This window comes from Pseudomonas sp. TH32, assembly GCF_016650855.1.
GTDB lineage: Bacteria > Pseudomonadota > Gammaproteobacteria > Pseudomonadales > Pseudomonadaceae > Aquipseudomonas.
On record NZ_JAEKFA010000001.1, the window covers coordinates 556,753 to 581,889 of the forward strand.

At 61.1% G+C, this 25,137-nt stretch carries 27 protein-coding genes; 17 read left to right on the forward strand and 10 right to left on the reverse strand.

Going from position 1 to position 25,137, the window contains the following annotated elements; translation table 11 throughout:
* The first annotated feature begins 3 nt into the window (after nucleotides 1-3).
* Nucleotides 4-900: a LysR family transcriptional regulator gene (locus JFV30_RS02570; protein WP_010176980.1), complete on the forward strand. Its 897-nt coding sequence runs from the start codon at nucleotides 4-6 to the stop codon at nucleotides 898-900.
* Here JFV30_RS02570 and JFV30_RS02575 read toward each other — a convergent pair.
* Nucleotides 881-1,336 carry a flavodoxin gene (locus tag JFV30_RS02575; protein WP_010176981.1) on the reverse strand — a complete coding sequence of 152 codons (456 nt, stop codon included), beginning with the start codon at nucleotides 1,334-1,336 and terminating at the stop codon, nucleotides 881-883. The two genes, JFV30_RS02570 and JFV30_RS02575, sit on opposite strands and share 20 nt — an antisense overlap.
* A gap of 113 nt (nucleotides 1,337-1,449) precedes the next feature.
* Between JFV30_RS02575 and JFV30_RS02580 the strand changes: the two genes are divergently transcribed.
* Together JFV30_RS02580 and JFV30_RS02585 are read left to right on the forward strand one after the other, a co-directional pair.
* Nucleotides 1,450-1,917: a PAS domain-containing protein gene (locus JFV30_RS02580; protein WP_201121744.1), complete on the forward strand. Its 468-nt coding sequence runs from the start codon at nucleotides 1,450-1,452 to the stop codon at nucleotides 1,915-1,917.
* A gap of 58 nt (nucleotides 1,918-1,975) precedes the next feature.
* Complete coding sequence (locus tag JFV30_RS02585; RefSeq protein WP_010176983.1) at nucleotides 1,976-2,581, forward strand: hypothetical protein; 606 nt, start codon at nucleotides 1,976-1,978, stop codon at nucleotides 2,579-2,581.
* A gap of 2 nt (nucleotides 2,582-2,583) precedes the next feature.
* Here the strand turns inward: JFV30_RS02585 and JFV30_RS02590 are convergent, their stop codons facing one another.
* On the reverse strand, nucleotides 2,584-3,540 hold the full coding sequence (locus JFV30_RS02590; RefSeq protein WP_446739847.1) for a MerR family transcriptional regulator: 957 nt from the start codon (nucleotides 3,538-3,540) through the stop codon (nucleotides 2,584-2,586).
* A gap of 215 nt (nucleotides 3,541-3,755) precedes the next feature.
* Here JFV30_RS02590 and JFV30_RS02595 point away from each other — a divergent pair, with 215 nt between their 5' ends.
* Genes JFV30_RS02595 through JFV30_RS02620 form a run of 6 tightly spaced genes read left to right on the forward strand, consistent with a single transcriptional unit; the run spans nucleotide 3,756 to nucleotide 6,692 of the window.
* Entirely contained in the window at nucleotides 3,756-4,316 is a 561-nt protein-coding gene (locus JFV30_RS02595; RefSeq protein WP_201121746.1) for an antibiotic biosynthesis monooxygenase, read from the forward strand.
* A gap of 57 nt (nucleotides 4,317-4,373) precedes the next feature.
* Complete coding sequence (gene folM, locus JFV30_RS02600; RefSeq protein ID WP_201121748.1) at nucleotides 4,374-5,084, forward strand: dihydromonapterin reductase; 711 nt, start codon at nucleotides 4,374-4,376, stop codon at nucleotides 5,082-5,084.
* A 20-nt stretch (nucleotides 5,085-5,104) separates the two neighbouring features.
* Entirely contained in the window at nucleotides 5,105-5,665 is a 561-nt protein-coding gene (folE, locus tag JFV30_RS02605; RefSeq protein ID WP_010176988.1) for a GTP cyclohydrolase I FolE, read from the forward strand.
* A 2-nt stretch (nucleotides 5,666-5,667) separates the two neighbouring features.
* Nucleotides 5,668-6,039, forward strand: coding sequence for a dihydroneopterin triphosphate 2'-epimerase (gene folX / locus JFV30_RS02610; RefSeq protein WP_010176989.1), 372 nt, complete (start codon nucleotides 5,668-5,670; stop codon nucleotides 6,037-6,039).
* A gap of 25 nt (nucleotides 6,040-6,064) precedes the next feature.
* Nucleotides 6,065-6,361: a DUF1244 domain-containing protein gene (locus JFV30_RS02615; RefSeq protein WP_003230838.1), complete on the forward strand. Its 297-nt coding sequence runs from the start codon at nucleotides 6,065-6,067 to the stop codon at nucleotides 6,359-6,361.
* Nucleotides 6,354-6,692, forward strand: a complete 339-nt coding sequence (locus tag JFV30_RS02620; RefSeq protein WP_201121749.1) for a HopJ type III effector protein — start codon at nucleotides 6,354-6,356, stop codon at nucleotides 6,690-6,692. Before JFV30_RS02615 ends, JFV30_RS02620 begins: the two co-directional genes overlap by 8 nt.
* 188 nt (nucleotides 6,693-6,880) lie before the next feature.
* Here the strand turns inward: JFV30_RS02620 and trxB are convergent, their stop codons facing one another.
* Nucleotides 6,881-7,843, reverse strand: coding sequence for a thioredoxin-disulfide reductase (gene trxB, locus JFV30_RS02625; RefSeq protein WP_010176992.1), 963 nt, complete (start codon nucleotides 7,841-7,843; stop codon nucleotides 6,881-6,883).
* Between the two features lie 293 nt (nucleotides 7,844-8,136).
* Here trxB and cysZ point away from each other — a divergent pair, with 293 nt between their 5' ends.
* A complete protein-coding gene (gene cysZ, locus JFV30_RS02630) occupies nucleotides 8,137-8,892 on the forward strand; it encodes a sulfate transporter CysZ (protein WP_010176994.1) in 756 nt (251 codons plus the stop codon).
* Between the two features lie 64 nt (nucleotides 8,893-8,956).
* On the forward strand, nucleotides 8,957-10,159 hold the full coding sequence (locus tag JFV30_RS02635; protein ID WP_201121751.1) for a glycosyltransferase family 4 protein: 1,203 nt from the start codon (nucleotides 8,957-8,959) through the stop codon (nucleotides 10,157-10,159).
* Here JFV30_RS02635 and JFV30_RS02640 read toward each other — a convergent pair.
* From JFV30_RS02640 to JFV30_RS02650, 3 genes are all read right to left on the reverse strand, one after another.
* Entirely contained in the window at nucleotides 10,128-11,231 is a 1,104-nt protein-coding gene (locus tag JFV30_RS02640; RefSeq protein WP_010176996.1) for an NADH:flavin oxidoreductase, read from the reverse strand. The genes JFV30_RS02635 and JFV30_RS02640 overlap by 32 nt on opposite strands.
* Nucleotides 11,232-11,428: 197 nt before the next feature.
* Entirely contained in the window at nucleotides 11,429-11,911 is a 483-nt protein-coding gene (locus JFV30_RS02645; protein ID WP_177077165.1) for a glutathione peroxidase, read from the reverse strand.
* Nucleotides 11,912-12,046: 135 nt separating this feature from the next.
* A complete protein-coding gene (locus JFV30_RS02650; protein WP_003208457.1) occupies nucleotides 12,047-12,532 on the reverse strand; it encodes an FKBP-type peptidyl-prolyl cis-trans isomerase in 486 nt (161 codons plus the stop codon).
* Between JFV30_RS02650 and JFV30_RS02655 the strand changes: the two genes are divergently transcribed.
* From JFV30_RS02655 to JFV30_RS02665, 3 genes are read left to right on the forward strand one after another with little or no spacing between them, the layout of a single operon-like run.
* On the forward strand, nucleotides 12,501-12,839 hold the full coding sequence (locus JFV30_RS02655) for a DUF3565 domain-containing protein (protein WP_003208456.1): 339 nt from the start codon (nucleotides 12,501-12,503) through the stop codon (nucleotides 12,837-12,839). The two genes, JFV30_RS02650 and JFV30_RS02655, sit on opposite strands and share 32 nt — an antisense overlap.
* 60 nt (nucleotides 12,840-12,899) lie before the next feature.
* Nucleotides 12,900-14,999, forward strand: a complete 2,100-nt coding sequence (gene pta / locus JFV30_RS02660; protein WP_010176998.1) for a phosphate acetyltransferase — start codon at nucleotides 12,900-12,902, stop codon at nucleotides 14,997-14,999.
* Complete coding sequence (locus tag JFV30_RS02665; RefSeq protein WP_010177000.1) at nucleotides 15,000-15,899, forward strand: acyltransferase; 900 nt, start codon at nucleotides 15,000-15,002, stop codon at nucleotides 15,897-15,899.
* 108 nt (nucleotides 15,900-16,007) lie between these two features.
* Here JFV30_RS02665 and cysN read toward each other — a convergent pair whose 3' ends face one another.
* From cysN to JFV30_RS02680, 3 genes are all read right to left on the reverse strand, one after another.
* Entirely contained in the window at nucleotides 16,008-17,906 is a 1,899-nt protein-coding gene (cysN, locus tag JFV30_RS02670; RefSeq protein WP_201121753.1) for a sulfate adenylyltransferase subunit CysN, read from the reverse strand.
* Between the two features lie 9 nt (nucleotides 17,907-17,915).
* Nucleotides 17,916-18,833 (reverse strand): sulfate adenylyltransferase subunit CysD, encoded by a 918-nt coding sequence (gene cysD / locus JFV30_RS02675; protein WP_005784641.1) that lies wholly within the window; start codon nucleotides 18,831-18,833, stop codon nucleotides 17,916-17,918.
* Between the two features lie 159 nt (nucleotides 18,834-18,992).
* Nucleotides 18,993-19,751, reverse strand: coding sequence for a Nif3-like dinuclear metal center hexameric protein (locus JFV30_RS02680; protein ID WP_010177002.1), 759 nt, complete (start codon nucleotides 19,749-19,751; stop codon nucleotides 18,993-18,995).
* Nucleotides 19,752-19,854: 103 nt separating this feature from the next.
* Between JFV30_RS02680 and algW the strand changes: the two genes are divergently transcribed.
* From algW to JFV30_RS02695, 3 genes are all read left to right on the forward strand, one after another.
* Nucleotides 19,855-21,009 carry a Do family serine endopeptidase AlgW gene (algW, locus tag JFV30_RS02685; protein WP_010177003.1) on the forward strand — a complete coding sequence of 385 codons (1,155 nt, stop codon included), beginning with the start codon at nucleotides 19,855-19,857 and terminating at the stop codon, nucleotides 21,007-21,009.
* A 108-nt stretch (nucleotides 21,010-21,117) separates the two neighbouring features.
* Complete coding sequence (locus tag JFV30_RS02690; RefSeq protein ID WP_201121755.1) at nucleotides 21,118-23,229, forward strand: TonB-dependent siderophore receptor; 2,112 nt, start codon at nucleotides 21,118-21,120, stop codon at nucleotides 23,227-23,229.
* Between the two features lie 12 nt (nucleotides 23,230-23,241).
* Complete coding sequence (locus JFV30_RS02695) at nucleotides 23,242-23,961, forward strand: DUF4198 domain-containing protein (protein ID WP_201121757.1); 720 nt, start codon at nucleotides 23,242-23,244, stop codon at nucleotides 23,959-23,961.
* Nucleotides 23,962-24,101: 140 nt separating this feature from the next.
* Here JFV30_RS02695 and hemH read toward each other — a convergent pair whose 3' ends face one another.
* Nucleotides 24,102-25,127 carry a ferrochelatase gene (gene hemH, locus JFV30_RS02700; RefSeq protein ID WP_010177008.1) on the reverse strand — a complete coding sequence of 342 codons (1,026 nt, stop codon included), beginning with the start codon at nucleotides 25,125-25,127 and terminating at the stop codon, nucleotides 24,102-24,104.
* Nucleotides 25,128-25,137 lie beyond the last annotated feature (10 nt).

The following is a 25,137-nucleotide window of genomic DNA, read 5'->3' on the forward strand; positions in this document are numbered from 1 at the left end:
TCGATGGAATTTAAACAGCTGCGCAGCTTTGTCGAAGTCATCCACCGGGGCGGTTTTACCCAGGCCGGCAAAACCCTGCACATCAGCCAGTCCGCCGTGAGCAAGCAGGTGGCCCAACTGGAGCAAAGCCTGGGCACGCCGCTGCTCGATCGCCTGGGTTCGCAGATTCGCCTGACGGCTGCCGGGCAGGTGGTACTGCAGCGGGCAGAGGCGATGCTGCGCCAGCAAGCCGAGTTGCTCAGTGAGCTGGATGACTTGAATCAGTTGACTCGTGGCGAGCTGCGCATGGGCCTGCCGCAATTGGGCGGCGACACGCTGTTCGCCGGGCTGTTTGCCGAATACCGGCGGCGGTACCCGAACGTCACCATCCAGTTGCTGGAAGGCGGCAGTCGCAACATCGAGCAGGCGATCTTGAGCGGGGAGCTGGAAGTGGGTGGCAGCCTGATGCCCAGCGACCCGGCATTCGCCTGGCAAGCCTTCTGCGATGAGCCGCTCGACGCCCTCCTGCCGATGGACCATCCGCTGGCCGAGAACGCGCAGATCCGTCTGGAGGAGTTGGCTGACACGCCGTTCCTGATGTACCAACGCAGTTTTGTGTTGAACGACCGCCTGCTACAGGCCTGTCAGCAACTGGGGTTCACCCCGAAGGAAAGCGGGCGCAGCGGCCAGGCAGATTTTCTCGCGGCCCTGGTGGCCGCCGGCCAAGGCGTGGTGTTGTTGCCCAGCGTGGTGGCCCGGGGCCTGGTGCGGCCCGGGGTGGTGCGCCTCACGCTCAAGGCGCCGGAATACCTGCGCTGGGACATTGCCTTTATCTGGCGTGAGGGCGCCTATCTGTCGAAAGCCGCCCAGGCCTGGCTGGCATTGCTACGCGAATTCCCGGTCAACCGCGCAGTGCAGTGACCAACTCGGCCAGCCACGGTTCGGCGTCGGCTTCCGGGGTCACGCTTTCGCTGGCGTCCAGGCGCAGCATCGGCAGCACTTCACGTACGCCCAACTCCGCAAACAGCTCGCGCATTTGCTCGCCGCCGCCGCAGAAGGTGTCGCCATAGCTGGCGTCGCCCAGGCCGATCACCGCGCCCGGCAGCCCGCGCCAGGCGGCCGGCAGTTGGTCGCGAATGGTCGAATACAGCGGCTGCAGGTTGTCGGGCAGTTCGCCCATGCCGGTGGTGGAGGTCACGGCCAAAAAGGCTTCAGGGGCAAAGCCCTGTACGTCGGCGAGGGTTGCACGCGGGTTGTGCCAGGCGTCGAAGCCGGCCGCGTTGAGGATGCTGGCAGCGTGACGGGCGACTTCTTCAGCGGTGCCGTACACCGAGCCGGAAAGGATGGCGACTTTCATCAATCTGATCCTGTAGCTGACTAAAAGCCTGGGATATTAACAGCTGGGGCAAGTGGACAGGCGGCCGGCATGTCTTAAACTGCAAACTCCCAAGACAAGCCATGGACCGCTCAATGATTAACGCCAAGCTGATGCAACTGGTGATCAACGCTTCCAACGACGGCATCGTGGTTGCCGAGCGCGAAGGCAAGGACAAGCCACTGATCTACGTAAACCCGGCCTTCGAACGGCTGACCGGCTACACCCTCGACGAAATCCTCTACCAGGACTGCCGCTTCCTGCAATCGGGTGACCGTGACCAGCCGGGGCTGATGGCCATCCGCGAAGCCCTGGAGAGTGGCGGCGCCTGCCGGGAAATCCTGCGCAACTATCGCAAGGACGGCACGCATTTCTGGAACGAGCTGTCGTTATCGACGGTTTATAACCAGGCCGACAAGCAGACCTATTTCGTCGGCGTGCAAAAAGACGTGACGGTACAGGTCAAGGCCCAGCAGCGTGTGGCGCAATTGGAAGGCCAATTGGCAGACCTCAGGGCGGAGCTTGAAGCACTCAAGGCGACGAGCGGATCTAACAAAAACTAGAAAACGCGGTCTTTAGAGAGATAATGGCGTTTTAATACCTCTCCCTTGAGCAAGATCAATGCAACGCGACGCGCTTTTGACGCAGGACGAGCTGGATTTTATTCAGACCATGCACCATAACCCGCAGCTCAACGTGCGGGATGCGTCGTCGAGCCTGACGGTCAACGGCGGTGCGCAGATTCGTGATCTGCTCACCCGCCTCGCCGCCCATGACCATGTCACCCTCCAGGCACAATTCGACAACCAGCAAATGACCTTTCCGCTGCAATTGGTGGAAGACGAGTTTCATGCCGTGCATTTGCGGCTGGGCGTACCGAGCATTTTCGAAGACGGGCCGATGATCCGCCCGTGGCGCCTGGCGCTTGAAGAGCCGGTCGCGCTGGAAAATATCAAAGGGCAGCCCGGTGCACTGTGGGTGCATGAGGTGTCGTTCAAGGGGTTGCTGGTGGAAATCCGCGGGCGGATCAAGGCCCCAAAAACCTTTTCCCTGTGGTTCAGCCCGTCCGGCTACGAGCGCATCTCGGTGCGCGGCACCCTGGAACGGGAAAATGCCCGTGGGTTGTTCGCCTACCGTTTAAGCCAGAGTGATGTGGATGAAACCGAGCGCCTGCGCCAGTTTATCCTGCAGCAACACCGCTTGTTTCACCCCGAAGTCCACGCCTGAAGTCAGGTATCCAGGCTGCCGCGCAGAAAATGCTGCAGGCGGCGCTGCATCAGTCGCCCTTCGTTGCCCAGGCAACCGACAGTCGACCCCCTCAATTGCTCCTGCGCCAACTCCGCCGCATCGCCCGCCAGCAAGAGCGGGCAATCCAGGGTCAAGGCCAGCCGCTCAAGGCGCCGGGGCAATTCCTGGGTAGGCGAGTGATTGGAGAACACCACGAGGGCCTGTGGTCTGGTTTTTTCGCAGATCAGTGTCAATTCATCCATCGGCTGCCCCACGGCCAGGACCTTGACCGCCAAGTCGTCACCGCTCATCAGCAGCCCTGCGACCAGCAACTCCAGCTCCCGGCATTCCCCGGCGATGGCCGCCAGCAACACCCGCGGTGCGGCCGAGGCACAGCCTGTTTGCAGGCGCTTCCAGGTGCGGCTGCGCAGGAAGCCATCAAAAAACAGCCATTCACTGGCTTGGCCAAAAAGCCCCTGGTGCCGCAATAGCTGCTGCCAGAGAGGCATCAGGATGTCCTGGAAAACCACCGAGACTGGATAGGCCGCGAAAATCTGGCCATACAACCGGTCCAGTTGCCGGTCGTCGAAGGCTCCGACGGCCGTTCGCAATTGCTGCTGCCACTGGTTCCATTCGTGTTCAGCGCCTGTCGGCACAGCGGCCGCCGCTTCCACTGGCTGATCATCACGGGCCAGGATTTTCCCGACCTTGCTCACCGCAACGCCACGCTCGATCCAGTCAAGAATGCGATGAACGGTCTCGATATCGGTGCGCGAATACAGACGGTGCCCACTTTCGGTGCGAACCGGCTGGATCAGCCCGTAACGACGCTCCCACGCACGCAGCGTGACCGGGTTGATGCCTGTCAATCTTGCCACTTCGCGAATCGGAAACAGTTCATCGGAATCAGCGGGGTCGCCAAGCGCCATATCAGGAGAGGGAGCAATCATTACGGACATCTGGGCACTGAATCATCGATGGGAAGTTGGATCCCATTTAACGCCCATACAACTGTCTGATTCAAGGTCTTCAGTTAACCGACCAGTGCCGCTGGCGTATTTTTTCAAAACAGGAATAATCCTTGCCTGTTTTTTCAACGTGGCTGCTTACCCCGCAGCTTCGTTCGTGCGCCCCCTACCCGGCCCGGCGCACCTGATCCTTATGGAGATACACAATGTCTACCTCCCCTGTCACCCTGATGGTTGCGCGCCGCGTGGCCAAGGGTCGTTATGAAGAGTTGATGGCTTGGCTGCGCGAAGGCGAGCAATTGGCCACCGATTTCCCCGGTTACCTGGGCTCCGGCGTGCTTGCACCGCCGCCCAACGATGATGAATTTCAGATTATTTTCCGCTTCGCCGACGAAAAGACCCTGCATGCGTGGGAGTTTTCCGCATCCCGTGGTGCATGGCTCGGTCGTGGCAGCGAACTGTTTGCCGCGCCGTCGGAACATCGCGTACGCGGCATAGACGGCTGGTTTGGCGCCGCCGCCGCACGACCACCGCGCTGGAAGCAGGCCGTGGCCATCTGGCTGGCATTTTTCCCGGTGTCGCTGCTGTTCAACTTCGGCCTTGAGCCGCTGCTCAGCGAGTTGGGCTTGTTGAGCCGCGTGCTGGTCAGCACCCTGGCGCTCACACCGCTGATGATTTACTTCTTTATCCCGTTGTCGACCCACCTGCTGGCCGGCTGGTTGCATCCGGCTCCGGCCCGGGTAAAGGCCACCGAAGCCACCGCTTGAGTACAAGGGAGGCCGCTCGCTGGTATAGTTTTAGCCTGCCAGCGACCCGAGCCTCCCATGTCTTCCACTCCCGCCCCGATCCTGATCACCGGTGCCGGCCAGCGTGTCGGCCTGCATTGCGCCCTGCGCCTGCTGGACGAAGGGCAGCCGGTGATTTTCAGCTACCGCAGTGACCGTCCCGGCGTGCAGACCTTGCGCGAGCGCGGCGCGATTGGCGTGTTTGCCGATTTTTCTTCCGAGGCCGGCACTCTCGGCTTCATCGACGAACTGCAAAAGCACACCCAAAGCCTGCGGGCGATCATCCATAATGCCTCGGCCTGGGAAGCGGAAACGCCCGGCGACGAGAGCCGCGCCTTTGCCGACATGTTCAGCGTGCACATGCTTGCGCCGTACCTGATCAACCTGCATTGTGCGCACTTGCTGCAACGCTCCACGCCTGCGGATATCGTGCACATCAGCGACGACGTGACCCGCAAGGGCAGCCGCCAGCACATTGCCTACTGCGCCACCAAGGCCGGGCTCGACAGCCTGACCCTGTCGTTTGCCGCGCAGCTTGCACCGGATATCAAGGTGAACGGCATTGCCCCGGCGATGGTGATGTTCAACGAGGGCGACGACGCGGCCTATCGCGCCAAGGTCCTGGCCAAGGCGGCACTGGGCATCGAACCCGGCCCCGAGGTAATTTACCAGAGCGTGCGTTACCTGCTGGATAACCCTTATGTCACCGGTACCACCCTGACCGTCAACGGCGGGCGGCATATCAAGTAAGCCGTTTGCGAGGATGTTGTATGACTTTATCCCTGCCCCACCACTACCGCGAAATTCTCAAGGGCCTGGGTGAAGACCCGGAGCGCGAAGGGTTGCTCGACACACCAAAGCGGGCCGCCAAGGCCATGCAGTACCTGTGTCATGGCTACGAGCAGAACCTGGAAGAAATCGTCAACGGTGCGCTGTTTGCCTCCGACAACGACGAGATGGTGATCCTCAAGGACATCGAGTTGTATTCGCTGTGCGAGCATCACCTGCTGCCCTTTATCGGCAAGGCCCATGTGGCCTATATTCCGACCGGCAAGGTGCTCGGCCTGTCGAAGCTGGCGCGTATCGTCGACATGTTCGCCCGGCGCCTGCAGATCCAGGAAAACCTCACGCGGGAAATCGCCGACGCCATCCAGACCGTGACCCAGGCCGCCGGCGTGGCGGTGGTGATCGAAGCCAGGCACATGTGCATGATGATGCGCGGTGTCGAAAAACAGAATTCAACCATGAACACCTCGGTGATGCTCGGCGCCTTCCGCGAGTCGAACACCACGCGCATGGAGTTCCTGCAATTGATTGGACGGAGCAAGTAGCAATGCCACAACTTCAGCCAGGCATGGCGCGCATCCGGGTCAAAGACCTGTGCCTGCGCACGTTTATCGGGATCAACGAGGACGAAATCCTCAACAAGCAGGATGTGTTGATCAACCTGACCATCCTGTATGCCGCCCAGGAAGCCGTACGCGACAACGACATCGACCACGCGCTGAACTACCGCACCATCACCAAGGCCATCATCGCTCATGTGGAAGGCAACCGCTTTGCCCTGCTGGAGCGCCTGACCCAGGAAATCCTCGACCTGGTGATGGGCAATGCGTCGGTGCTGTACGCCGAAGTCGAAGTCGATAAACCCCATGCGTTGCGTTTTGCCGAATCGGTGTCGATCACCCTTGCGGCCAGCCGCTAACCCTATTGAATCCGTAGTGAGCCCCATGACTGATCAACAACGCCTCGAACTCGAAGCCGCCGCCTTCCGCCGGCTGGTGGCACACCTGGACAGCCGCAAGGATGTGCAGAACATCGACCTGATGAACCTCTCGGGCTTCTGCCGCAACTGCTTGTCCAAGTGGTACAAGGCCGAGGCCGACGAGCGCCAGATCGAGCTCAGCCTCGATGACGCCCGTGAAGTGGTGTACGGCATGCCGTACGCCGAGTGGAAAGCCCAATACCAGCAAGAAGCCAGTGCCGAACAGCAAGCGGCATTCGCCAAAGGAAAAACCCATGACTGACCTGAACACCCTGCGCGCCAGCCTCAACAGCGGCGAACACGTCTTCGCCGACACCCTGGCCTTTGTTGCCGCCGGTTACGACTACCAGCCACAGGCCTTCACCAACGGCAGCGTGGAAAACGCCGCCGGGCAGAACGAAGGCTCGTGCAAGACCCTCGGCCTGGCGTTGCTGGAAGGCTTGAATGACCAGGAAGCACTGTTGGCGTTCGGTGAGCATTACCGTTCGGTGCTGGCCACGCCTGAGGGCAGTGACCACGGCAATATTCGTGCGCTGATCGAGCATGGGTTGGCGGGTGTGAAGTTCACTCGGCAGCCACTGACCCGCCGCTGATTCAATTGGATAACCCGGTTTAATGTGGGAGCTGGCTTGCCTGCGATAGCGGTGTGTCAGCCAACGCCGCTATCGCAGGCAAGCCAGCTCCCACAGTGATTGGGTTAACACTTCTGGACTGCGGTGCGACATAAATCGCGCGCATAAAAAAACCGGCCTCGCAGCCGGTTTTTTTTTGTTTCTACGGTTTAGAACGCAGCGTCCTTCAAACCGTCGAGGTAACGCTCGGCATCCAGTGCCGCCATGCAGCCAGCGCCGGCGGAGGTGATCGCCTGACGGTACACGTGGTCAGCCACGTCACCGGCAGCGAAGATACCTTCGATGTTGGTGGCCGTCGCGTTGCCTTCACGGCCGCCCTGCACGATCAGGTAACCGTCTTTGGCATCCAGCACGCCTTCGAACAACGAGGTGTTCGGGGTGTGGCCGATGGCGATGAACACGCCGTCGACTTTCAGCTCGTCGAAGCTGCCGTCGTTGTTTTTCAGGCGAGCACCGGTCACGCCCATGTTGTCGCCCAGGACTTCATCCAGGGTGGCGTTGAGCTTGAGGATGATCTTGCCTTCGGCCACGCGGGCATGCAGCTTGTCGATCAGGATCTTCTCGGCGCGGAAAGTCTCGCGGCGGTGAACCAGGGTCACGGTGCTGGCGATGTTGGCCAGGTACAGCGCCTCTTCCACGGCAGTGTTGCCGCCACCGACCACAGCCACCGGCTTGTTGCGGTAGAAGAAACCGTCGCAGGTCGCGCAGGCCGAAACGCCCTTGCCCATGAACGCTTCTTCCGACGGCAGGCCCAGGTAACGGGCGCTGGCGCCGGTGGCGATGATCAGCGCGTCACAGGTGTACACGCCGCTGTCGCCGGTCAGGCTGTAAGGCTTCTTGGAGAAGTCGACCTTGTTGATGTGATCAAACACGATTTCGGTTTCGAAACGCTCGGCGTGTTCTTTCATGCGTTCCATCAGCACCGGGCCGGTCAGGCCGTGGACATCGCCCGGCCAGTTGTCGACTTCGGTGGTGGTGGTCAACTGACCGCCCGCTTGCATGCCGGTGATCAGCAACGGCTTGAGGTTGGCCCGGGCAGCGTAGACGGCAGCGCTGTAACCGGCAGGGCCGGAACCGAGAATAATCACTCGCGAATGACGGGTATCAGACATGACTCACTCCTATCGACCGCCCGGACTACAGAACGGCTGGAATAAAAAAGGACCGCGAAGCACTTGGGGAAGGCTTGAACTCGCAGATCCTGAAAATAATGGGTGCAGCGTATAGAGGGAGGCAAGATTAAGGAAATACGGAATAACAATCCAGCTCATAGGTGGTCTCTATCCCGTGCCCTCTATTAATCGACACCTTTGTTACCGTTAATGTCGTGATGCGGGCCGTGCTTTCCCGGTCTTCGCAAAGCCGGTAAGGTCGGCGCGTTCGCCCCCATTGCCCGGAGTTACCCATGCCCGCCCCCGTTCTTTCAGGCCCACAATACCTGCGCGAAGGCCTCAAACTGGTGCTCAGCCCCGGCTTGCGCCTGTTCGTCCTGCTGCCGCTGGCAATCAATCTGATACTGTTCGTCGGGTTGATCTACTTCGCCGGCCATCAGTTCAGCCTGTGGGTCGACACGCTGATGCCCACCTTGCCGAGCTGGCTGAGCTTCCTCAATTATCTGTTGTGGCCTTTGTTCGTGGTGCTGGTGGTGCTGATGGTGTTTTTCACCTTCACCATGCTCGCCAACATCATCGCTGCGCCGTTCAACGGCTTTCTGTCGGAAAAGGTCGAAGTGGTGGTACGCGGCACCGATGATTTCCCGGCTTTCAGCTGGGCTGAGTTGGCGGCCATGGTGCCGCGTACCCTGGCCCGGGAAATGCGCAAGCTGGGCTACTTCCTGCCCCGGGCCATCGGCCTGTTTATCCTGTCGTTCATTCCGGTGGTCAACCTGGTGGCTGCGCCGCTGTGGCTGTTGTTTGGCGTGTGGATGATGGCGATCCAGTACATCGACTACCCAGCGGACAACCACAAGCTGGGCTGGAACGAAATGCTTGCCTGGCTGCGCCAGAAGCGCTGGCAGAGCATGAGTTTTGGCGGGATCGTTTACCTGGTGTTGCTGGTGCCGGTGGTCAACCTGCTGATGATGCCGGCAGCGGTGGCCGGGGCCACGCTGTTCTGGGTGCGTGAACAGGGCGCCGAGGCGATGCTCGTTAAAAAGCCCTGAGCCGTCACAAATCCATCATCCAAAAGACACAATGACGACATGGCCCGCGCCGACACTGTGGGTCATGACGACAGCTTCGCTCCACATCACCCTGATCACCGAAACCTTCCCGCCAGAGATCAACGGGGTGGCCAATACCCTTGGCCGCCTGTGTGATGGTTTGCGCGCGCGCGGGCATCAAGTCGAACTGGTTCGCCCGCGCCAGGGCAGCGACCAGAGCCGGCCCAGCGACGACGGCCTGATGCTGTGCCGCGGCTGGCCATTGCCGGGTTATCCGGGGCTGCAATGGGGCCAGTCGTCGATGCACAAGCTGTTGCGGCGCTGGACCCGCCAGCGTCCGGATGTGCTGTATATCGCCACTGAGGGGCCTCTGGGTTTGTCGGCGTTGCGGGCGGCGCGGCGCCTGGGGATCAGCGTGGTAAGCGGCTTTCATACCAACTTCCAGCAGTATTCCAACCAGTACGGCCTGGGCATGCTGAGCCGGGTGCTGACCCACTATCTGCGCTGGTTCCATAACCGCTCCACCCTGACCCTGGTGCCCAGCGCCAGCCAGCGCCTGGAGCTGGAGCGTCGTCATTTCGAGCGCCTGGGCATGCTCGCACGCGGCGTCGACAGCCAGCTGTTTCACCCGGCCAAACGCGACAATGCGTTGCGTGAAAGTTGGGCACTGACCAGTGAGCAAACTGCCGTGCTGCATGTCGGCCGCCTGGCCCAGGAAAAAAACCTCGGGCTGCTCAAGCGCTGTTTCGAAACGCTGCAGGACACCTATCCACTGCGCCAGATGAAACTGATCATCGTCGGTGACGGCCCGCAACGGGCAATGCTGGAGAAGGAACTGCCGGAGGCGGTTTTCTGCGGCACCCTGCGTGGCGAAGAACTGGCCAGGCACTATGCGTCCGGGGACCTGTTCCTGTTCCCCAGCCTGACTGAAACCTTCGGCAACGTGGTGCTGGAGGCCATGGCGTCCGGATTGGGTGTGGTGGCGTACGACCAGGCAGCGGCGACCCAACACATTCGCCATGGCTACAGCGGCGTGTTGGCAATGCCGGGGGATGAGGAGGCGTTTTGCGATGCGGCCAAGTGGCTGCTGGAAGAGCGCGAGAGTTTGCGCCGGGTGCGGCTCAATGCGAGGCAACACGCCAGCCGTCAGGGTTGGCCGGCGATTATCGAGCAGTTTGAGCGGCAGTTACGCGGGGTGTGCGAGGACGAGCAACCGGTGCCCGCCCTGTCGCCCCTTACACCAACGTCGTCAACGCCTCGCGACTGAACGGCAGGATGTCGCCTTCACGGCCTTCACGAACCTTCAGCGCCCAATCCGGATCCACCAACAGCGCACGGCCCACGGCGACCAGGTCAAACTCGTCGTTGTTCAGGCGCTCCAGCAGTTTTTCCAGGCTGGCCGGTTGCGCGACCTTATCGGTGTTAACCATGAACTGCAGGAACTCGCCATCCAGGCCGACGCTGCCCACGGTGATGGTCGGCTTGCCGGTGAGCTTGCGGGTCCAGCCGGCCAGGTTGAGTTCGGAGCCGTCGAACTCCGGCTCCCAGAAACGACGTGTGGAGCAGTGGAAAATATCCACGCCGGCGTCAGACAACGGCTTGAGGAATTCACCCAGCGCTTCGGGGGTTTGCACCAGGCGCGCGGTGTAGTCCTGCTGTTTCCACTGGGAGAAACGCAGGATGATCGGGAAGTCCGGCCCAACGGCGGCGCGGATGGCCTGGATCAATTCGATGGCGAAACGTGAACGGTTGGCCAGGCTGCCGCCGTATTCGTCGGTGCGCTGGTTGGTGCCTTCCCAGAAGAACTGGTCCACCAGGTAGCCGTGGGCGCCGTGGATTTCCACGCCGTCCATGCCGATGCTCTGGGCATCCTTGGCGGCTTGGGCAAACGCGGCGATCACGTCCTTGATGTCTTGCACGGTCATGCCGTGGACGACGACGTTGCCGTCCTTGAGTTTTTCGGTGGGGCCGTAGGCCGGCACGCTGGCGTCCGGCTCGGTGCCGATGCGTCGTACGCTGCCCACGTGCCACAGTTGCGGGACGATCTTGCCGCCTTCGGCGTGCACCGCGTCGACCACTTTCTTCCAGCCGGCCAGGGCGGCTTCACCGTAGAAATGCGGGACGTTCGGGTAGCCGTTGGAAGCCGGGTGCCCGACCACGGTGCCTTCGGTGATGATCAGGCCTACACCGGCGGCGGCACGGCGGCGGTAGTACTCGATCACCTTGGAATTAGGTACGCCACCCGGGGAGAACGAACGGGTCATCGGCGCCATGACCACACGGGTCGGCAGTTGCAGTGCGCCGAGCTGGAACGGTTTGAACAAGGCTTGGACAGGCATGGGAGCACTCCATAAGAAAAGGAATTTATGATGTGGATAATATGGAGTGTGCAGCGTGCTGGATAGCACTATTGATTAGGGTGATTAAGGGGTAAAAGCAGGAGGGCATGGGGCTGCTTCGCAGCCCAGCGGGAGCAAGCTCCCTCGCCACAGCAAGCTCCCTTGCCACAGAAACTCACTCGACAATGCTGAAAGTATCAGCTCAAGGCTTTTTCAATCGCCTGCACGATGGCAGGGTCATCCGGCGGCGTACGCGGCGAGAACCGCGCCAATACCCGGCCGTCTTTGCCGAGCAGGAATTTTTCAAAGTTCCAGGTGATGTCCCCGGGAAACTCCGCGCCCTCGCCCGCCAGCAATCGATACAGCTGGTGGCGATCGTGGCCATTCACCTCAAGCTTGCTGCCCAGGGGAAAGGTCACGCCATAGTTGAGGCTGCAAAATTCCTGGATTTCTTCTTCAGTGCCCGGTTCCTGCCCGGCAAATTGATTGCACGGCAGCCCCAGCACGGTAAAACCCTGGGCTTTGTATTGCTGATAGAGGTTTTCCAGCGCTGCGTACTGTGGTGTCAAACCACATTTGGAGGCGACGTTGACCACCAGCACGACTTGCCCCTTGAAGGGCGCCAGAGGCAGCTCCTGACCATCCAGGGCTTTGAGTTTAAGGTCGTGGAAAGCACTCATGACGAACTCCAGATATCCCATGTTCTTCGTAACGGCCATTCGAGATTACAGCCGCCAAGTCGGCAAGAATAGCCGCCAAATGAAAAAGGCGCCCGAAGGCGCCTTTTTCCAACTGACAGAGCGTCGCTCAGTCAATTAATGGTGGTGACCACCTTCGCCGTGCACGTGGCCGTGGGCCACTTCTTCCTGGGAAGCGTCACGGATAGCGACGATCTTCACCTGGAAGTTCAGGCGCTGGCCAGCCAGCGGGTGGTTGCCGTCGACGGTCACGTCGTCGCCGTCCAGGTCACGGATGGTGACGATTTGCATCTGGCCGTCCGGAGCGGAAGCGTGGAACTGCATGCCCACTTCCAGCTCGTCGACGCCTTCGAACATGCTGCGGCTCAGGGTGCTGACCAGTTCGGCAGCGTATTCGCCGTAGGCATCTTCAGGTTCTACGGCAACGGTCAGTTCATCACCGACCTCTTTGCCTTCCAGGGCCTTTTCCAGGCCCGGGATGATGTTACCTGCACCTTGCAGGTAGACCAGCGGCGCGCCGCCGGCAGAACTGTCGATGACCTCACCAGCGTCGTTGGTCAGGGTATAGTCAATGGAGACAGCCTTATTGGCGGCGATCGGCATGGGGCGAGACCTTTTGCAGAAGAATGAAGAACGGACAAGTCTAAACAAGGATTTGCCCGAAAGCGAACACAACCCGGACGGACGGGGTCGAACAACTGACCCGACGGTCGTCGGATTTCACCAGGACGAAGACCGGCACTGGGTCGTCGAGCTTTCCTGCGGTCACACCCAGCACCTGCGCCACCAGCCGCCGTGGCAATCCCGGGCCTGGGTCACGGACCCGGCGCAACGCCTTGAAAAAATAGACAAGCCCTTTACGTGCGGCTGGTGTGCGCAAGGCTCAGATAAAGATAACCTTGGCACCTGATTCCCGGTAGGCAGCCAGCCATAGGCCGCCACCGAAGCCATGCACCTCCAGAGAATTCGCATGCAGACTTTTTTTATCGCGCCCACCGATTTTGGTGTGGGTCTGACCTCCATCAGCCTTGGGCTGGTACGTACCCTTGAACGGGCCGGGCTGAAAGTCGGCTTCTTCAAACCGATTGCCCAGCCGCACCCCGGCGACACCGGCCCCGAGCGCTCCACCGAGCTGGTGGCCCGTACCCACGGCCTCAAACCGCCCCAACCCCTGGGCCTGGCCCATGTAGAGCGGATGCTCGGCGACGGCCAGCTGGATGAGCTGCTGGAGGAAATCATCACCCTTTACCAGCAAGCCGCCGTGGGCAAGGACGTGTTGATCGTCGAAGGCATGGTGCCGACCCGCAGCGCCAGCTATGCGGCCCGGGTCAACCTGCACCTGGCCAAGAGCCTGGACGCCGAAGTGATCCTGGTCTCGGCCCCGGAAAACGAAGTGCTCACCGAACTCTCCGGCCGCGTGGAACTGCAGGCCCAGCTGTTCGGCGGCCCGAAAGATCCAAAAGTGCTGGGCGTGATCCTCAACAAGGTGCGCACCGACGAAAGCATGGAAGCGTTCTCGGCGCGGCTCAAAGAGCATTCGCCGTTGTTGCGCAGCGGCGATTTCCGCCTGTTGGGCTGCATCCCGTACCAACCGGAACTCAACGCCCCGCGCACCCGCGACGTGGCCGACCTGATGGGCGCGCAGATCCTCAACGCCGGTGATTACGAAAGCCGGCGCATGACCAAAATCATCATCTGTGCGCGCACCATGCGCAATACCGTGGAGCTGCTCAAACCCGGCGTATTGGTCGTGACGCCCGGCGACCGCGACGACATCATCCTCGCCGTCAGCCTGGCCGCCATCAACGGCGTGCCGCTGGCCGGTTTGCTGCTGACCAGCGACACCCTGCCCGACCCACGGATCATGGACCTGTGCCGGGGCGCCTTCCAGGCCGGGCTGCCGGTGTTGTCGGTGAGCACCGGCTCCTACGACACCGCCAACCAGCTCAACAGCCTGAACAAGGAAATCCCGATTGATGACCGCGAACGTGCGGAGATCATCACCGATTTCGTCGCCAGCCACCTCGACGCCCGCTGGCTGCACCAACGCTGCGGCACGCCGCGGGAAATGCGCCTGTCGCCGGCGGTGTTCCGTTATCAACTGATCCAGCGTGCCCAGGCTGCCAACAAGCGCATCGTGTTGCCCGAAGGCAGCGAGCCGCTGACCGTGCAGGCCGCGGCCATCTGCCAGGCGCGCGGGATTGCCCGTTGCGTGCTGCTGGCCAAGCCGGCCGACGTGGAAGCCGTGGCCCGCGCCCATGGCATCGAGCTGCCCGAAGGCCTGGAGATTCTCGACCCCGACCTGATTCGCCAGCGTTATGTGGAACCGATGGTAGCGCTGCGCAAAACCAAAAGCCTCAACGCGCCGATGGCCGAGCAACAACTGGAAGACACCGTGGTGATCGCCACCATGATGCTCGCCCTGGATGAAGTCGACGGCCTGGTCTCCGGCGTCATCCACTCCACCGCCAACACCATTCGCCCGGCCCTCCAGTTGATCAAGACCGCGCCGGGCTGCACCCTGGTTTCGTCGGTGTTCTTCATGCTGTTCCCGGAGCAAGTGCTGGTGTACGGCGACTGCGTGATGAACCCGCACCCCAGCGCGGCAGAGCTGGCGGAAATCGCCCTGCAAAGTGCCGACTCGGCCGCCGCATTCGGTATCACGCCGCGAGTGGCGATGATCAGTTATTCCAGTGGTGACTCCGCCACGGGAGAAGAGGTCGAGAAGGTCCGCGAAGCCACGCTGCTCGCCCACGAAGCCCAAAGTTCGCTGTTGATCGACGGCCCGTTGCAATACGACGCCGCCGCCAACGAAACCGTGGCCCGGCAACTGGCGCCCAACAGCCTGGTAGCGGGCAAGGCCACGGTGTTTGTGTTCCCCGACCTGAACACCGGCAACACCACCCACAAGGCGGTGCAGCGCAGCGCCGATTGCGTGAGCCTCGGGCCGATGCTGCAAGGCCTGCGCAAACCGGTCAACGACCTGCCCCGTGGGGCGCAGGTGGACGACATCGTGTACACGATCGCATTGACCGCGATTCAAGCCGCCAACCGACCTATGGATGTCTAAATGCTGGATTTTCTACCTGCCGCCGTGCGTGGGGTGATCGCCTCGCTGTTGCTGGCGTTGAACACGATCCTGCTGTGCTCGTTCCTGTTTATCGTGGCGCTGTTCAAGGCGTTGCCGTTTGCCAAGCGCTTCAGCGAGTGGCTGATGAACCAGACCCACGAGGCCTGGATCAGCAACAACAAGGCCTGGATGAACCTGGTGCGCCGCACCCGCTGGCACATCAAGGGCCTCGAAGGCCTGGACTATCAGCACTCGTACCTTGTGACCAGTAACCACCAGAGCTGGGTCGATATCATGGTGCTGCAATACGTGCTCAACCGGCGTATTCGCCCGCTGAAGTTTTTCCTCAAGCAGGAGTTGATCTGGGTCCCGGTGATCGGCCTGGCGTGGTGGGCCCTGGGCTTCCCGTTCATGAAGCGCTACACCAAGGCGTACCTGGAAAAGCACCCGGAGAAGAAAGGCAAAGACCTGGAAACCACCCGCAAGACCTGCGCGAAGTTTCGCCACAACCCGGTGGGCATTTTCAACTTTGCCGAAGGCACGCGATTTACCCCCGGCAAGCATGCGCAGCAGAAGTCACCGTTTCGCTACCTGCTCAAGCCCAAGGCGGGCGGCATTGCGTTTGTGCTGGATGCCATGGGCGAGCAGTTGAAGTCGCTGGTGAACGTGACCATTCACTACCCTGCCGGGCGCCCGGGCTATTGGGCTTTGCTCTGCGGCAATGTGAAGGACGTTGTCGTGCAGTTTGAAGAGGTGCAGATTCCGGCCGGTTTTATCGGCAAGAATTATGAGCAGGATGGGGAGTATCGGTTGGCGTTCCAGGGTTGGATCAACCGGTTGTGGGAAGAGAAGGACGAATTGCTCGCCAAATTGCACACAGATTATCCCGCCAGTCACTGATCAACATGTGGGAGCGGGCTTGCTCGCGCCCACATTTGACCGAGTTGTTTTCAAGACCCCATAAAAAAGCCCGCCAACGTGGCGGGCTTTTTTGTGCGGATCTAAAGCTTAGATCGCGCCGCGCTGACGCAGCAGCTCCAGCACTTGCTTGACGCTGTCTTCCAGCGACAGTGCCTGGGTATCGATCACCAGGTCGGCGTTCAACGGCACGTCATACGGGAAGGATTCGCCCGGGATGTTATCCCCGCCCGCCGCGTACAAGCCTTGCGGATCGCGCTCGGCGCACACCAGCGGCGAAGCCTGCACGTACACGGTCAGCAGACGATCACCGCCGATCAGTGCCTTGGCCTGTTCGCGCCCTTCAGCATCCGGGGCAACGAACGCAGCCAGGGTCAGCAAGCCCGCTTCGTTGAACTGACGCGCCACGTGGGCGGCACGACGCCAGTTCTCGGTACGCCCGGCACGGTCCTGCGGCAGGCCCTTGTTCAGGTCATGGCGCAGGTTCTGGCCATCCAGCACAAACACCGCACGGCCCATGTCGAACAACTTGCGCTCAACCGCGTAGGCCAGGGTGCTTTTGCCGGCGCCCGACAAACCGCTGAACAACACGGTCGCCGGTTGCTGGCCGAAGCGCTGGGCACGTTCTTCGGTGGCCACGTGGGCCAGCTTGCCATGCTGAGCCGCGCTGCCATGGGTCACCGGCGGCGCGATGATCATGCCCGCGGCCACGGTGCCGTTGGTCAAACGGTCGATGACGATGAACGAACCGGTGGTGCGGTTGCTCGCGTAACCGTCCAGGGCGATGACAGCGTCGAGGCTGACCTTCACCCGGCCGATCTCGTTCAACTGCAAGGCACTCGCCGAGCCTTCTTCCAGGGTGTTCACGTCCACGCGATGCACGATGCTCGTAATGGAGCCCGGCACGTAGCTGGTGGCGCGCTTGATGTCGTATTTCTTGCCCGGCAGCATCGGCTCTTCAGCCATCCACACCAGCATGGCGTCGAAGGCGTCGGTCACTTGCGGCACGTTGTCGGCGTGTACCAACAGGTCGCCACGGGAGATGTCGATCTCGTCTTCCATGGTCAGGGTCACGGCCTGGCCAGGACCTGCGTTTTCCAGTTCACCTTCAAAGGTGACGATGGATTTGACGCGGCTGCTCTTGCCCGACGGCAGCACCACGACTTCGTCGCCCTTGTGCACGATGCCGCTGGCCAGGGTGCCGGCGAAACCACGGAAGTTCAGGTTCGGACGGTTGACGTACTGCACCGGGAAACGCAGGTCGGTGTAGTTGCGGTCGTTGGCGATCTCGACGGTCTCGAGGATTTCCATCAGCGACTGGCCGGTGTACCAGGGCGAACGCTCGCTCTTGTTCACCACGTTGTCGCCCTTGAGCGCCGACATGGGTACGAAGGCCAGGGTGCTCGGCTTGAACGCGATACCGTCGGCGAACTTCAGGTAATCGGCCTTGATCGACTCGAACACGCTTTGGTCAAAGCCGTTGATGTCCATCTTGTTGATGGCCACCACGATGTGTTTGATGCCGAGCAACGAGGCGATAAAGCTGTGGCGACGGGTCTGGGTCTGCACGCCGTAGCGGGCGTCGATCAGGATGATCGCCAGGTCACAGGTAGACGCACCGGTGGCCATGTTGCGGGTGTACTGCTCATGGCCGGGGGTGTCGGCGATGATGAATTTGCGCTTGGCGGTGGAGAAGTAGCGGTAGGCAACATCGATGGTGATGCCCTGCTCACGCTCGGCCTGCAGGCCGTCGACCAGCAAAGCCAGGTCGATATCGTCACCGGTGGTGCCGGATTTTTTCGAATCGCGGGTGATGGCTTCCAGATGGTCTTCGTAGATCATCTTGGAGTCGTGCAGCAGGCGCCCGATCAGGGTGCTCTTGCCGTCGTCGACGTTGCCACAGGTCAGGAACCGCAACATTTCCTTGCGCTCGTGCTGGCCCAGGTAGGCGAGGATGTCCTCGCTGATCAAATCAGATTGATGCGACATGACAGCCCCTTAGAAATAGCCTTGACGTTTTTTATCTTCCATCGAGCCTGCACCATCGTGGTCGATGACACGGCCCTGGCGCTCGGAAGTTCGCGTCAGGAGCATTTCCTGAATGATGTCCGTCAGCGTCTCGGCTTCGGACTCCACCGCGCCCGTCAACGGGTAGCAGCCAAGGGTACGGAAACGTACTTTCTTTTTGACGATTCGGGCTTTGTCTTCGTCGGACAGGTGCTCGAGGATCCGGTCGTCGTCGATCATGATCAACGTGCCGTTCTTCTCGATCACTTCACGCTCGGCGGCGAAGTACAGCGGAACAATCGGGATGCCTTCAAGGTAGATGTACTGCCAGATGTCCAGCTCGGTCCAGTTGGACAGCGGGAACACACGAATCGACTCGCCCTTGTTGACGTTGCCGTTGTAGACGTTCCACAGCTCCGGGCGCTGGTTTTTCGGGTCCCAGCGGTGCTTGCTGTCGCGGAACGAGTACACACGCTCTTTGGCGCGGGACTTCTCTTCATCACGACGGGCACCGCCGAATGCAGCGTCGAAGCCATGCTTGTCGAGCGCCTGTTTCAGGCCCTCGGTCTTCATGATGTCGGTGTGCTTGGCGCTGCCGTGGGTGAACGGGTTGATGCCCTGCGCCACGCCGTCCGGGTTGACGTGGGTGATCAGGTCCAGGCCCAGCTCTTCGACCATTTTGTCGCGGAACTTGTACATCTCCTGGAATTTCCAGCGGGTGTCGACGTGCATCACCGGAAACGGCAGCTTGCCCGGGAAAAATGCCTTGCGCGCCAGGTGCAGCATCACGGCGGAGTCTTTACCGATCGAGTAGAGCATCACCGGGTTATCGAACTCGGCGGCGACCTCGCGGATGATGTGGATGCTTTCCGCCTCCAGCTGTTTCAGATGCGTCAGTTTGTCGACCATGGTTACTCACGGAAAAACGATCTTATGGACGGCCAGCGGGCCGTGTTCGAGCGGGGCATGCTAGCACAGCGCCTGATTCTATTGAGGGAGCCAGCTAGATCGAAACGGTATATGAATATACCGCCGGGTTTGGCTCGACTCGATCAAATGTGGTGTTCGTTAGATCGGGTTAGGGCAATCAATGAACAGGTGTTCCAAGGCAAAACGCCTTGCCAGGTAATCACCCAACGCCTGCACACCATATCGCTCAGTGGCGTGATGCCCGGCCGCGATAAAGCTGATGTCGTTTTCCCGGGCACTGTGGAACGTCTGCTCCGACGCTTCGCCACTCAGGTACAAGTCCACCCCGGCCAGTACCGCCTGGTCGATATACCCCTGGCCACCCCCGGTGCACCAGCCGACGCGGCGAATCATCTCGCTGCCTTCGATCAGCAGCGGCTCGCGGCCCATGGCTTCCTGCACGCGGCGGGCGAAGTCGCGGGGCGACACCGGCTCGGCCAGGGAACCCACCAGCCCGACGACCTTGAGGTTGTCCGGGTCCAGCGGGCCTTCGACGGTGATGTCCAGTTGCCGGGCCAGTTGCACGTTGTTGCCGACTTCCGGGTGCAGGTCCAGGGGCAAGTGGTAGGCCAGCAGGCTGATGTCGTGCTTGAGCAGGGTTTTCAGGCGGCGCTGCTTCATGCCGGTGATGCACGGGCTTTCGCCTTTCCAGAAATAACCATGGTGCACCAGCACCAGGTCGGCCTGGGCTTCGACGGCGGCGTCCAGCAATGCCTGGCTGGCGGTCACGCCGCTGACGATGCGCAGCACCTGCGGCCGACCCTCGACCTGCAGGCCGTTGGGGCAGTAATCGGCGATTTTTGCACTATTAAGGTAGCGGTCCGCTTCCTCGACTAAGGTGCTCAGGGCTACGGCCATAAAAGACTCCTAAATATCCCGTTCAGAGGCGCTCACGGCCTCGTATAATGCGCGACATTATGGGCGCTCTCCCGTCCCCTGCAACCTGTCAGGATTTTTCTTAATGCTCAAGGCACTGCGTTTTTTTGGATGGCCATTGTTGGCTGGCGTGCTGATCGCGATGCTGATTATTCAGCGTTATCCACAACTGGTCGGCCTGCCGACTTTCGATGTCAACCTGCAACAGGCACCGCAGACCAGCGCGGTGGTACAGGGCCCGGTGACTTACGCCGACGCGGTGGTGATCGCCGCGCCCGCCGTGGTCAACCTGTACACCACCAAAGTCATCAACAAGCCGGCGCACCCGCTGTTTGAAGACCCGCAATTTCGCCGCTATTTCGGCGACAACGGGCCCAAGCAGCGGCGCATGGAATCCAGCCTCGGCTCCGGCGTGATCATGAGCCCGGAAGGCTACATCCTCACCAACAACCACGTGACCACCGGCGCCGACCAGATCGTGGTGGCCCTGCGCGATGGCCGGGAAACCCTGGCCCGTGTGGTCGGCAGCGACCCGGAAACCGACCTCGCGGTACTGAAAATCGATTTGAAAGGCCTGCCTTCGATCACCATCGGCCGCTCCGAAGGACTGCGCGTGGGTGACGTGGCGCTGGCCATCGGCAACCCGTTCGGCGTCGGCCAGACGGTGACCATGGGCATCATCAGCGCCACCGGGCGTAACCAGCTGGGCCTCAACAGCTACGAAGACTTTATCCAGACCGACGCGGCGATCAACCCGGGCAACTCCGGCGGCGCGCTGGTGGATGCCAACGGCAACCTGACCGGTATCAACACCGCGATCTTCTCCAAGTCCGGCGGCTCCCAGGGCATCGGTTTCGCCATCCCGGTGAAGCTGGCCACTGAGGTGATGAAGTCGATCATCGAGCATGGCCAGGTGATTCGCGGCTGGCTGGGGATTGAAGTGCAGCCGCTGACCAAGGAACTGGCCGAGTCGTTTGGCCTGACCGGACGCCCTGGCATCGTGGTCGCCGGGATCTTCCGCGACGGCCCGGCGCAGAAAGCCGGCCTGCAACTGGGTGACGTGATCCTCAGCATCGACGGCGAACCGGCCGGCGATGGCCGCAAGTCGATGAACCAGGTGGCGCGGATCAAGCCGACCGACAAGGTGGCGATCCAGGTGATGCGCAATGGCAAGGAAATCAAGCTGCAGGCAGAAGTGGGCCTGCGTCCACCGCCTGCGCCGGTGAAAGAAGAAGAATAACGGCTTCGGGAGCCCGCTCGCGGGCTCCTGTTACCTAATATTTCAGAAGAAAATTATTCTCATTAGAGATGTTATATTGTTTCAATATTGCTATTGGAACGCTCTATCATGCCGTCTCGAAGATTTGCCCCACTGGCCGGAATCGCCTTGGGTTTACTGGTAGAACCGGCCTACGCCGAAGACAACACCCCGCTTGAACTGGACGCCACCCGCATCACCAGCGAGGCATACGAATCGGCCACCGGCCCGGTCAAGGGCTATCGCGCCACCCGCTCCGCCAGCGCTACCAAGACCGACACCGCCCTGCGCGATATCCCACAGTCCATCAGCGTGATTCCCGCCTCGGTGCTCAAGGACCTGGGCAGCACCCACGTCGAGCGTGCCCTGGAGTTTGCCGGTGGCGTATCCAAACAGAACAACTTCGGCGGCCTGACGCTCTACGAATACAGCGTTCGCGGCTTCACCACGTCAGAGTTCTACGTGGACGGTTTCAGCGCCAACCGCGGTTACCCGAGCACGCCGGACGCGGCCAATATCGAACGCATCGAAGTGCTCAAGGGCCCCGCCGCCAGCCTGTATGGCCGGGGCGATCCGGGCGGCACGGTGAACATCGTCAGCAAAAAGCCGCAGCCCGAGGCCTTCACCACCGTGCAGACCAGCGCCGGCAGCTGGGACCGCTATCGCACCGCGCTGGACGTGAACACACCGCTGGACAGCGAGGGTAACGTCTTGTCGCGGGTCAACCTGGCGGTGGAAGACAACCACAGCTTCCGCGACCACCTGCAGGCCAAGCGGGTGTTCGTCGCGCCCTCCATCAGTTGGCAACTGGACCCGGACACCCGCCTGCTGGTGGAAAGCGAATTCGTGCGCCACCGTTCTACTTTCGACCGTGGCATCGTCGCCCCGAATAACCACTGGAGCGGCGTCTCCCGCTCGACCTTCCTCGGCGAGCCCAACGACGGCGATATCCGCAACCACAACAACCGCCTGCAAGCTACCCTCGAACATCACCTCAACGATGCCTGGCAACTGCGCCTGGCCAGTCATTACAAACAAGGCAGCCTGTGGGGCGACGCTTCGGAAAACCGCCCGCTGGATGCCGATGGCCACACCCTCAGCCGCCGCTACCGCGAACGCTCCACCGGTTGGCACGACAGCATCACCCAGCTCGAACTGCGTGGGCGGTTCGACATCGGCAGTTGGCAGCATGAGTTGCTGATCGGCACCGAGTACGAGGACTACCGCAAGAAAGAACGGGTGACCACCATCGCCGGCGGTCCCTATGCCGTAGACCTCTATAACCCGGTCTACGGCCAGCCAAAACCCAACGACAAACGCTCCGGCACCGACTTCTTCGAACAGGTGAAAAGCCAGGCGCTGAACCTGCAGGACCAGATCGTCTTCACCGACCGCCTGCGCGGGATGATTGGCGCGCGTTTCGAACACGTTGAGCAACACACCGACGACTTCGCCCTCAACCATGCGAAAAGCCGGCAAACCCACGACGCCCTGACCCAACGCGCCGGCCTGCTCTACCAGCTGACGCCTGAAGTGGGCCTGTTCGCCAATGCCTCCACCTCGTTCAAACCCAACAATGGCCTGGACGCCGGCGGCAAATCCTTCAAGCCGGAAGAAGGCGTGGGCTATGAAATCGGGATCAAGAGCGAGTTGTTCGACGACCGCCTGAGCACCACCCTCGCCGCCTTCCATATCGAGAAGGAAAATGTCCTGGCCCTGGACCCGGCCACCGACACCCAGCGCGCCATGGGCAAGGCCCGCAGCCAGGGCTTTGACCTGCAACTGACCGGGCAAGTGACCGACGCCGTACGGGTGATCGGCGCCTTTGCCTACATCGACGCCGAAGTGACCAAAGGCGACAAAGTCATCCCCACCGGCAGCCGGATTCTCGGCGTGGCCAAACGCAGCGGCAGCTTGCTGGGGGTGTATGAATTCCAGGATGGCCTGCTGCGTGGCTCAGACCTTGGCGCGGCCTTTACCTACGTGGGCGATCGCTCGGGTGAAGCCGGTGGGCGCTTTGAGTTACCCGCCTACCACACCGTCGATTTGCTGGCCCATTACAAGGCCAGCGATAACGTCACCGTGGGCCTGAACCTCAACAACCTGTTCGATGAAAAGTACTACGAGCGCTCCTACAGCAATTACTGGGTCAACCCCGGTGAGCCGCGCAATTTCACCGTCAGCCTGACCCTCAACCTGTAAAAGGACGTCACCATGCAAGCCTTCAAATCCCTGGCCGTGCTCGGCCTGCTATTTGCCACCCAGGTCTCGGCCCACGGTCTGTGGACCGAACAACGACGCGGCAATATCGAAGTGATCTACGGCCACGGTGCCGAAGACAATGCGTTCAAGGCGCAGAAAATCAGCGGCGCCTGGGCTTATGACGCCAGCGGCAAAATGATCCCGGTGACCGTGGAACGCCTGCCCGACCATGCGCGCCTGAAGCCGCTCAAGTCGCCGGCCGTCTTGGCCGTGGCGCTGGATAACGGAATGTGGTCGCAGACTGCTGACAAGAAGTGGATCAACCAAGGCCGCAGCAAAGTGCCGGGGGCGATCGAGTCGACCCAGACCTTCAAGTACAGCCTGGCGATTTACCAGCCGGGGGCGAAGTTGCCCAAGCTGGATCAGATCAAGCTGCTGATCTTGCCGGAAGTTGATCCGCTGACCGTAGGGCCGGGCAAGTCACTGCCGGTGCGGGTGCTGCTGGATGGCAAACCCGCGGCGGGGATCAAATTGATTGGGGATTATCGCAATGCACCGAACACCTTGAGCACAGAGACCGATAAGGACGGCCGCGCCCAGGTGCTGGTGAGAAATGAAGGGGTGAATGTGATTGCGGCGCAGGTGGAGATCCCGCTGAAGGACAATGCCGATGTAGCGACTCGCGGACTCTTCAGTTCACTGACCTTCCTGGGCGAGCCGCATCACGAATGACCCCGCAAATTCAGAGTGGGCACAGTCAATGTGGGAGCGGGCTTGCTCGCGAATGCGGTGTGTCAGTCGCCATATTCATTAACTGACCCACCGCGTTCGCGAGCAAGCCCGCTCCCACATTTAGTGCTCACCCGGCTTTATTACAGTGCAACCGGCGCTCTTTCACACAAGGTATTGAGCGCCACCGCCCACTGCGGGTCGTCATTCAAGCAAGGCACCAACACCAACTCCTCGCCCCCCGCCTCGCGGAACTGTTCCAACCCGCGATCACCAATCTCTTCCAACGTCTCGATGCAGTCCGCGACAAACGCCGGGCACATCACCAGCAGCTTCTTCACGCCTTGTTGAGCCAACGCTTCAAGGCGTGCCTCGGTGTAGGGTTCGATCCACTTGGCCCGGCCCAGACGCGACTGGAACGCCACCGACCACTTGCCCTCCGGCAAGCCCAGGCGCTCGGCAAAATCCCGCGCCACGCTGAAGCATTGGGCGCGATAACAGGTGGCAAGCACCTCGGGAGAGGCGTTCTGGCAACAGTTGGCATCCTTGAAACAGTGTTGCCCGGTAGGGTCGAGCTTTTTCAGGTGACGCTCGGGCAAGCCATGGAAACTCAGCAGCAGATGATCGAAATCCTGCTCCACGTAGGCCCTGGCACTGTTGGCCAGCGCATCAAGGTATTCCGGCTGATCGTAAAACGGCTGCAGAATCGAAAACTCGATCGCCAGCTTTTTGTCCCGCACCACGCGCCGGGCTTCTTCAATCACCGTGGTCACGGTGCTGTCGGCAAACTGCGGGTACAACGGCGCCAGGGTGACTTTCCTGATGCCCTGGCCGGCCAATCGCACAAGCACCGTTTCAATCGACGGTTCGCCATAACGCATCGCCAGTTCCACCGGGCCCTGGGTCCATTGCGAAGTCATTTGTTGTTGCAAGCGACGGCTGAGGACTACCAGCGGCGAGCCTTCGTCCCACCAGATCGAGGCGTAGGCATGGGCCGACTGCTCGGGGCGCTTGATCAGGATCAGCGACACCAGCAAACGCCGCACCGGCCACGGCAGGTCGATGACATAAGGGTCCATCAGGAATTGATTAAGGTAGCTGCGCACATCCGCCACCGATGTGGACGCCGGTGAACCCAGGTTGACCAGTAACAACGCGTGATCCGTCATGCAACATCCT

Excerpts from the sequence above, each read along its gene's own strand:
- folM (WP_201121748.1), top strand. The coding sequence starts at position 4,374 with ATGTCTTCCACTCCCGCCCCGATCCTGATCACCGGTGCCGGCCAGCGT.
- algW (WP_010177003.1), top strand. The coding sequence starts at position 19,855 with ATGCTCAAGGCACTGCGTTTTTTTGGATGGCCATTGTTGGCTGGCGTG.
- JFV30_RS02635 (WP_201121751.1), top strand. The coding sequence starts at position 8,957 with ATGACGACAGCTTCGCTCCACATCACCCTGATCACCGAAACCTTCCCG.
- JFV30_RS02595 (WP_201121746.1), top strand. The coding sequence starts at position 3,756 with ATGTCTACCTCCCCTGTCACCCTGATGGTTGCGCGCCGCGTGGCCAAG.
- pta (WP_010176998.1), top strand. The coding sequence starts at position 12,900 with ATGCAGACTTTTTTTATCGCGCCCACCGATTTTGGTGTGGGTCTGACC.
- JFV30_RS02580 (WP_201121744.1), top strand. The coding sequence starts at position 1,450 with ATGATTAACGCCAAGCTGATGCAACTGGTGATCAACGCTTCCAACGAC.
- JFV30_RS02640 (WP_010176996.1), bottom strand. The coding sequence starts at position 11,231 with ATGCCTGTCCAAGCCTTGTTCAAACCGTTCCAGCTCGGCGCACTGCAA.
- cysZ (WP_010176994.1), top strand. The coding sequence starts at position 8,137 with ATGCCCGCCCCCGTTCTTTCAGGCCCACAATACCTGCGCGAAGGCCTC.
- JFV30_RS02690 (WP_201121755.1), top strand. The coding sequence starts at position 21,118 with ATGCCGTCTCGAAGATTTGCCCCACTGGCCGGAATCGCCTTGGGTTTA.
- JFV30_RS02665 (WP_010177000.1), top strand. The coding sequence starts at position 15,000 with ATGCTGGATTTTCTACCTGCCGCCGTGCGTGGGGTGATCGCCTCGCTG.
- folX (WP_010176989.1), top strand. The coding sequence starts at position 5,668 with ATGCCACAACTTCAGCCAGGCATGGCGCGCATCCGGGTCAAAGACCTG.
- hemH (WP_010177008.1), bottom strand. The coding sequence starts at position 25,127 with ATGACGGATCACGCGTTGTTACTGGTCAACCTGGGTTCACCGGCGTCC.
- JFV30_RS02620 (WP_201121749.1), top strand. The coding sequence starts at position 6,354 with ATGACTGACCTGAACACCCTGCGCGCCAGCCTCAACAGCGGCGAACAC.
- JFV30_RS02680 (WP_010177002.1), bottom strand. The coding sequence starts at position 19,751 with ATGGCCGTAGCCCTGAGCACCTTAGTCGAGGAAGCGGACCGCTACCTT.
- JFV30_RS02655 (WP_003208456.1), top strand. The coding sequence starts at position 12,501 with ATGGAGACAGCCTTATTGGCGGCGATCGGCATGGGGCGAGACCTTTTG.
- JFV30_RS02575 (WP_010176981.1), bottom strand. The coding sequence starts at position 1,336 with ATGAAAGTCGCCATCCTTTCCGGCTCGGTGTACGGCACCGCTGAAGAA.
- JFV30_RS02590 (WP_446739847.1), bottom strand. The coding sequence starts at position 3,540 with ATGTCCGTAATGATTGCTCCCTCTCCTGATATGGCGCTTGGCGACCCC.
- JFV30_RS02645 (WP_177077165.1), bottom strand. The coding sequence starts at position 11,911 with ATGAGTGCTTTCCACGACCTTAAACTCAAAGCCCTGGATGGTCAGGAG.
- JFV30_RS02615 (WP_003230838.1), top strand. The coding sequence starts at position 6,065 with ATGACTGATCAACAACGCCTCGAACTCGAAGCCGCCGCCTTCCGCCGG.
- JFV30_RS02585 (WP_010176983.1), top strand. The coding sequence starts at position 1,976 with ATGCAACGCGACGCGCTTTTGACGCAGGACGAGCTGGATTTTATTCAG.
- JFV30_RS02695 (WP_201121757.1), top strand. The coding sequence starts at position 23,242 with ATGCAAGCCTTCAAATCCCTGGCCGTGCTCGGCCTGCTATTTGCCACC.
- folE (WP_010176988.1), top strand. The coding sequence starts at position 5,105 with ATGACTTTATCCCTGCCCCACCACTACCGCGAAATTCTCAAGGGCCTG.
- cysD (WP_005784641.1), bottom strand. The coding sequence starts at position 18,833 with ATGGTCGACAAACTGACGCATCTGAAACAGCTGGAGGCGGAAAGCATC.
- trxB (WP_010176992.1), bottom strand. The coding sequence starts at position 7,843 with ATGTCTGATACCCGTCATTCGCGAGTGATTATTCTCGGTTCCGGCCCT.
- JFV30_RS02650 (WP_003208457.1), bottom strand. The coding sequence starts at position 12,532 with ATGCCGATCGCCGCCAATAAGGCTGTCTCCATTGACTATACCCTGACC.
- cysN (WP_201121753.1), bottom strand. The coding sequence starts at position 17,906 with ATGTCGCATCAATCTGATTTGATCAGCGAGGACATCCTCGCCTACCTG.
- JFV30_RS02570 (WP_010176980.1), top strand. The coding sequence starts at position 4 with ATGGAATTTAAACAGCTGCGCAGCTTTGTCGAAGTCATCCACCGGGGC.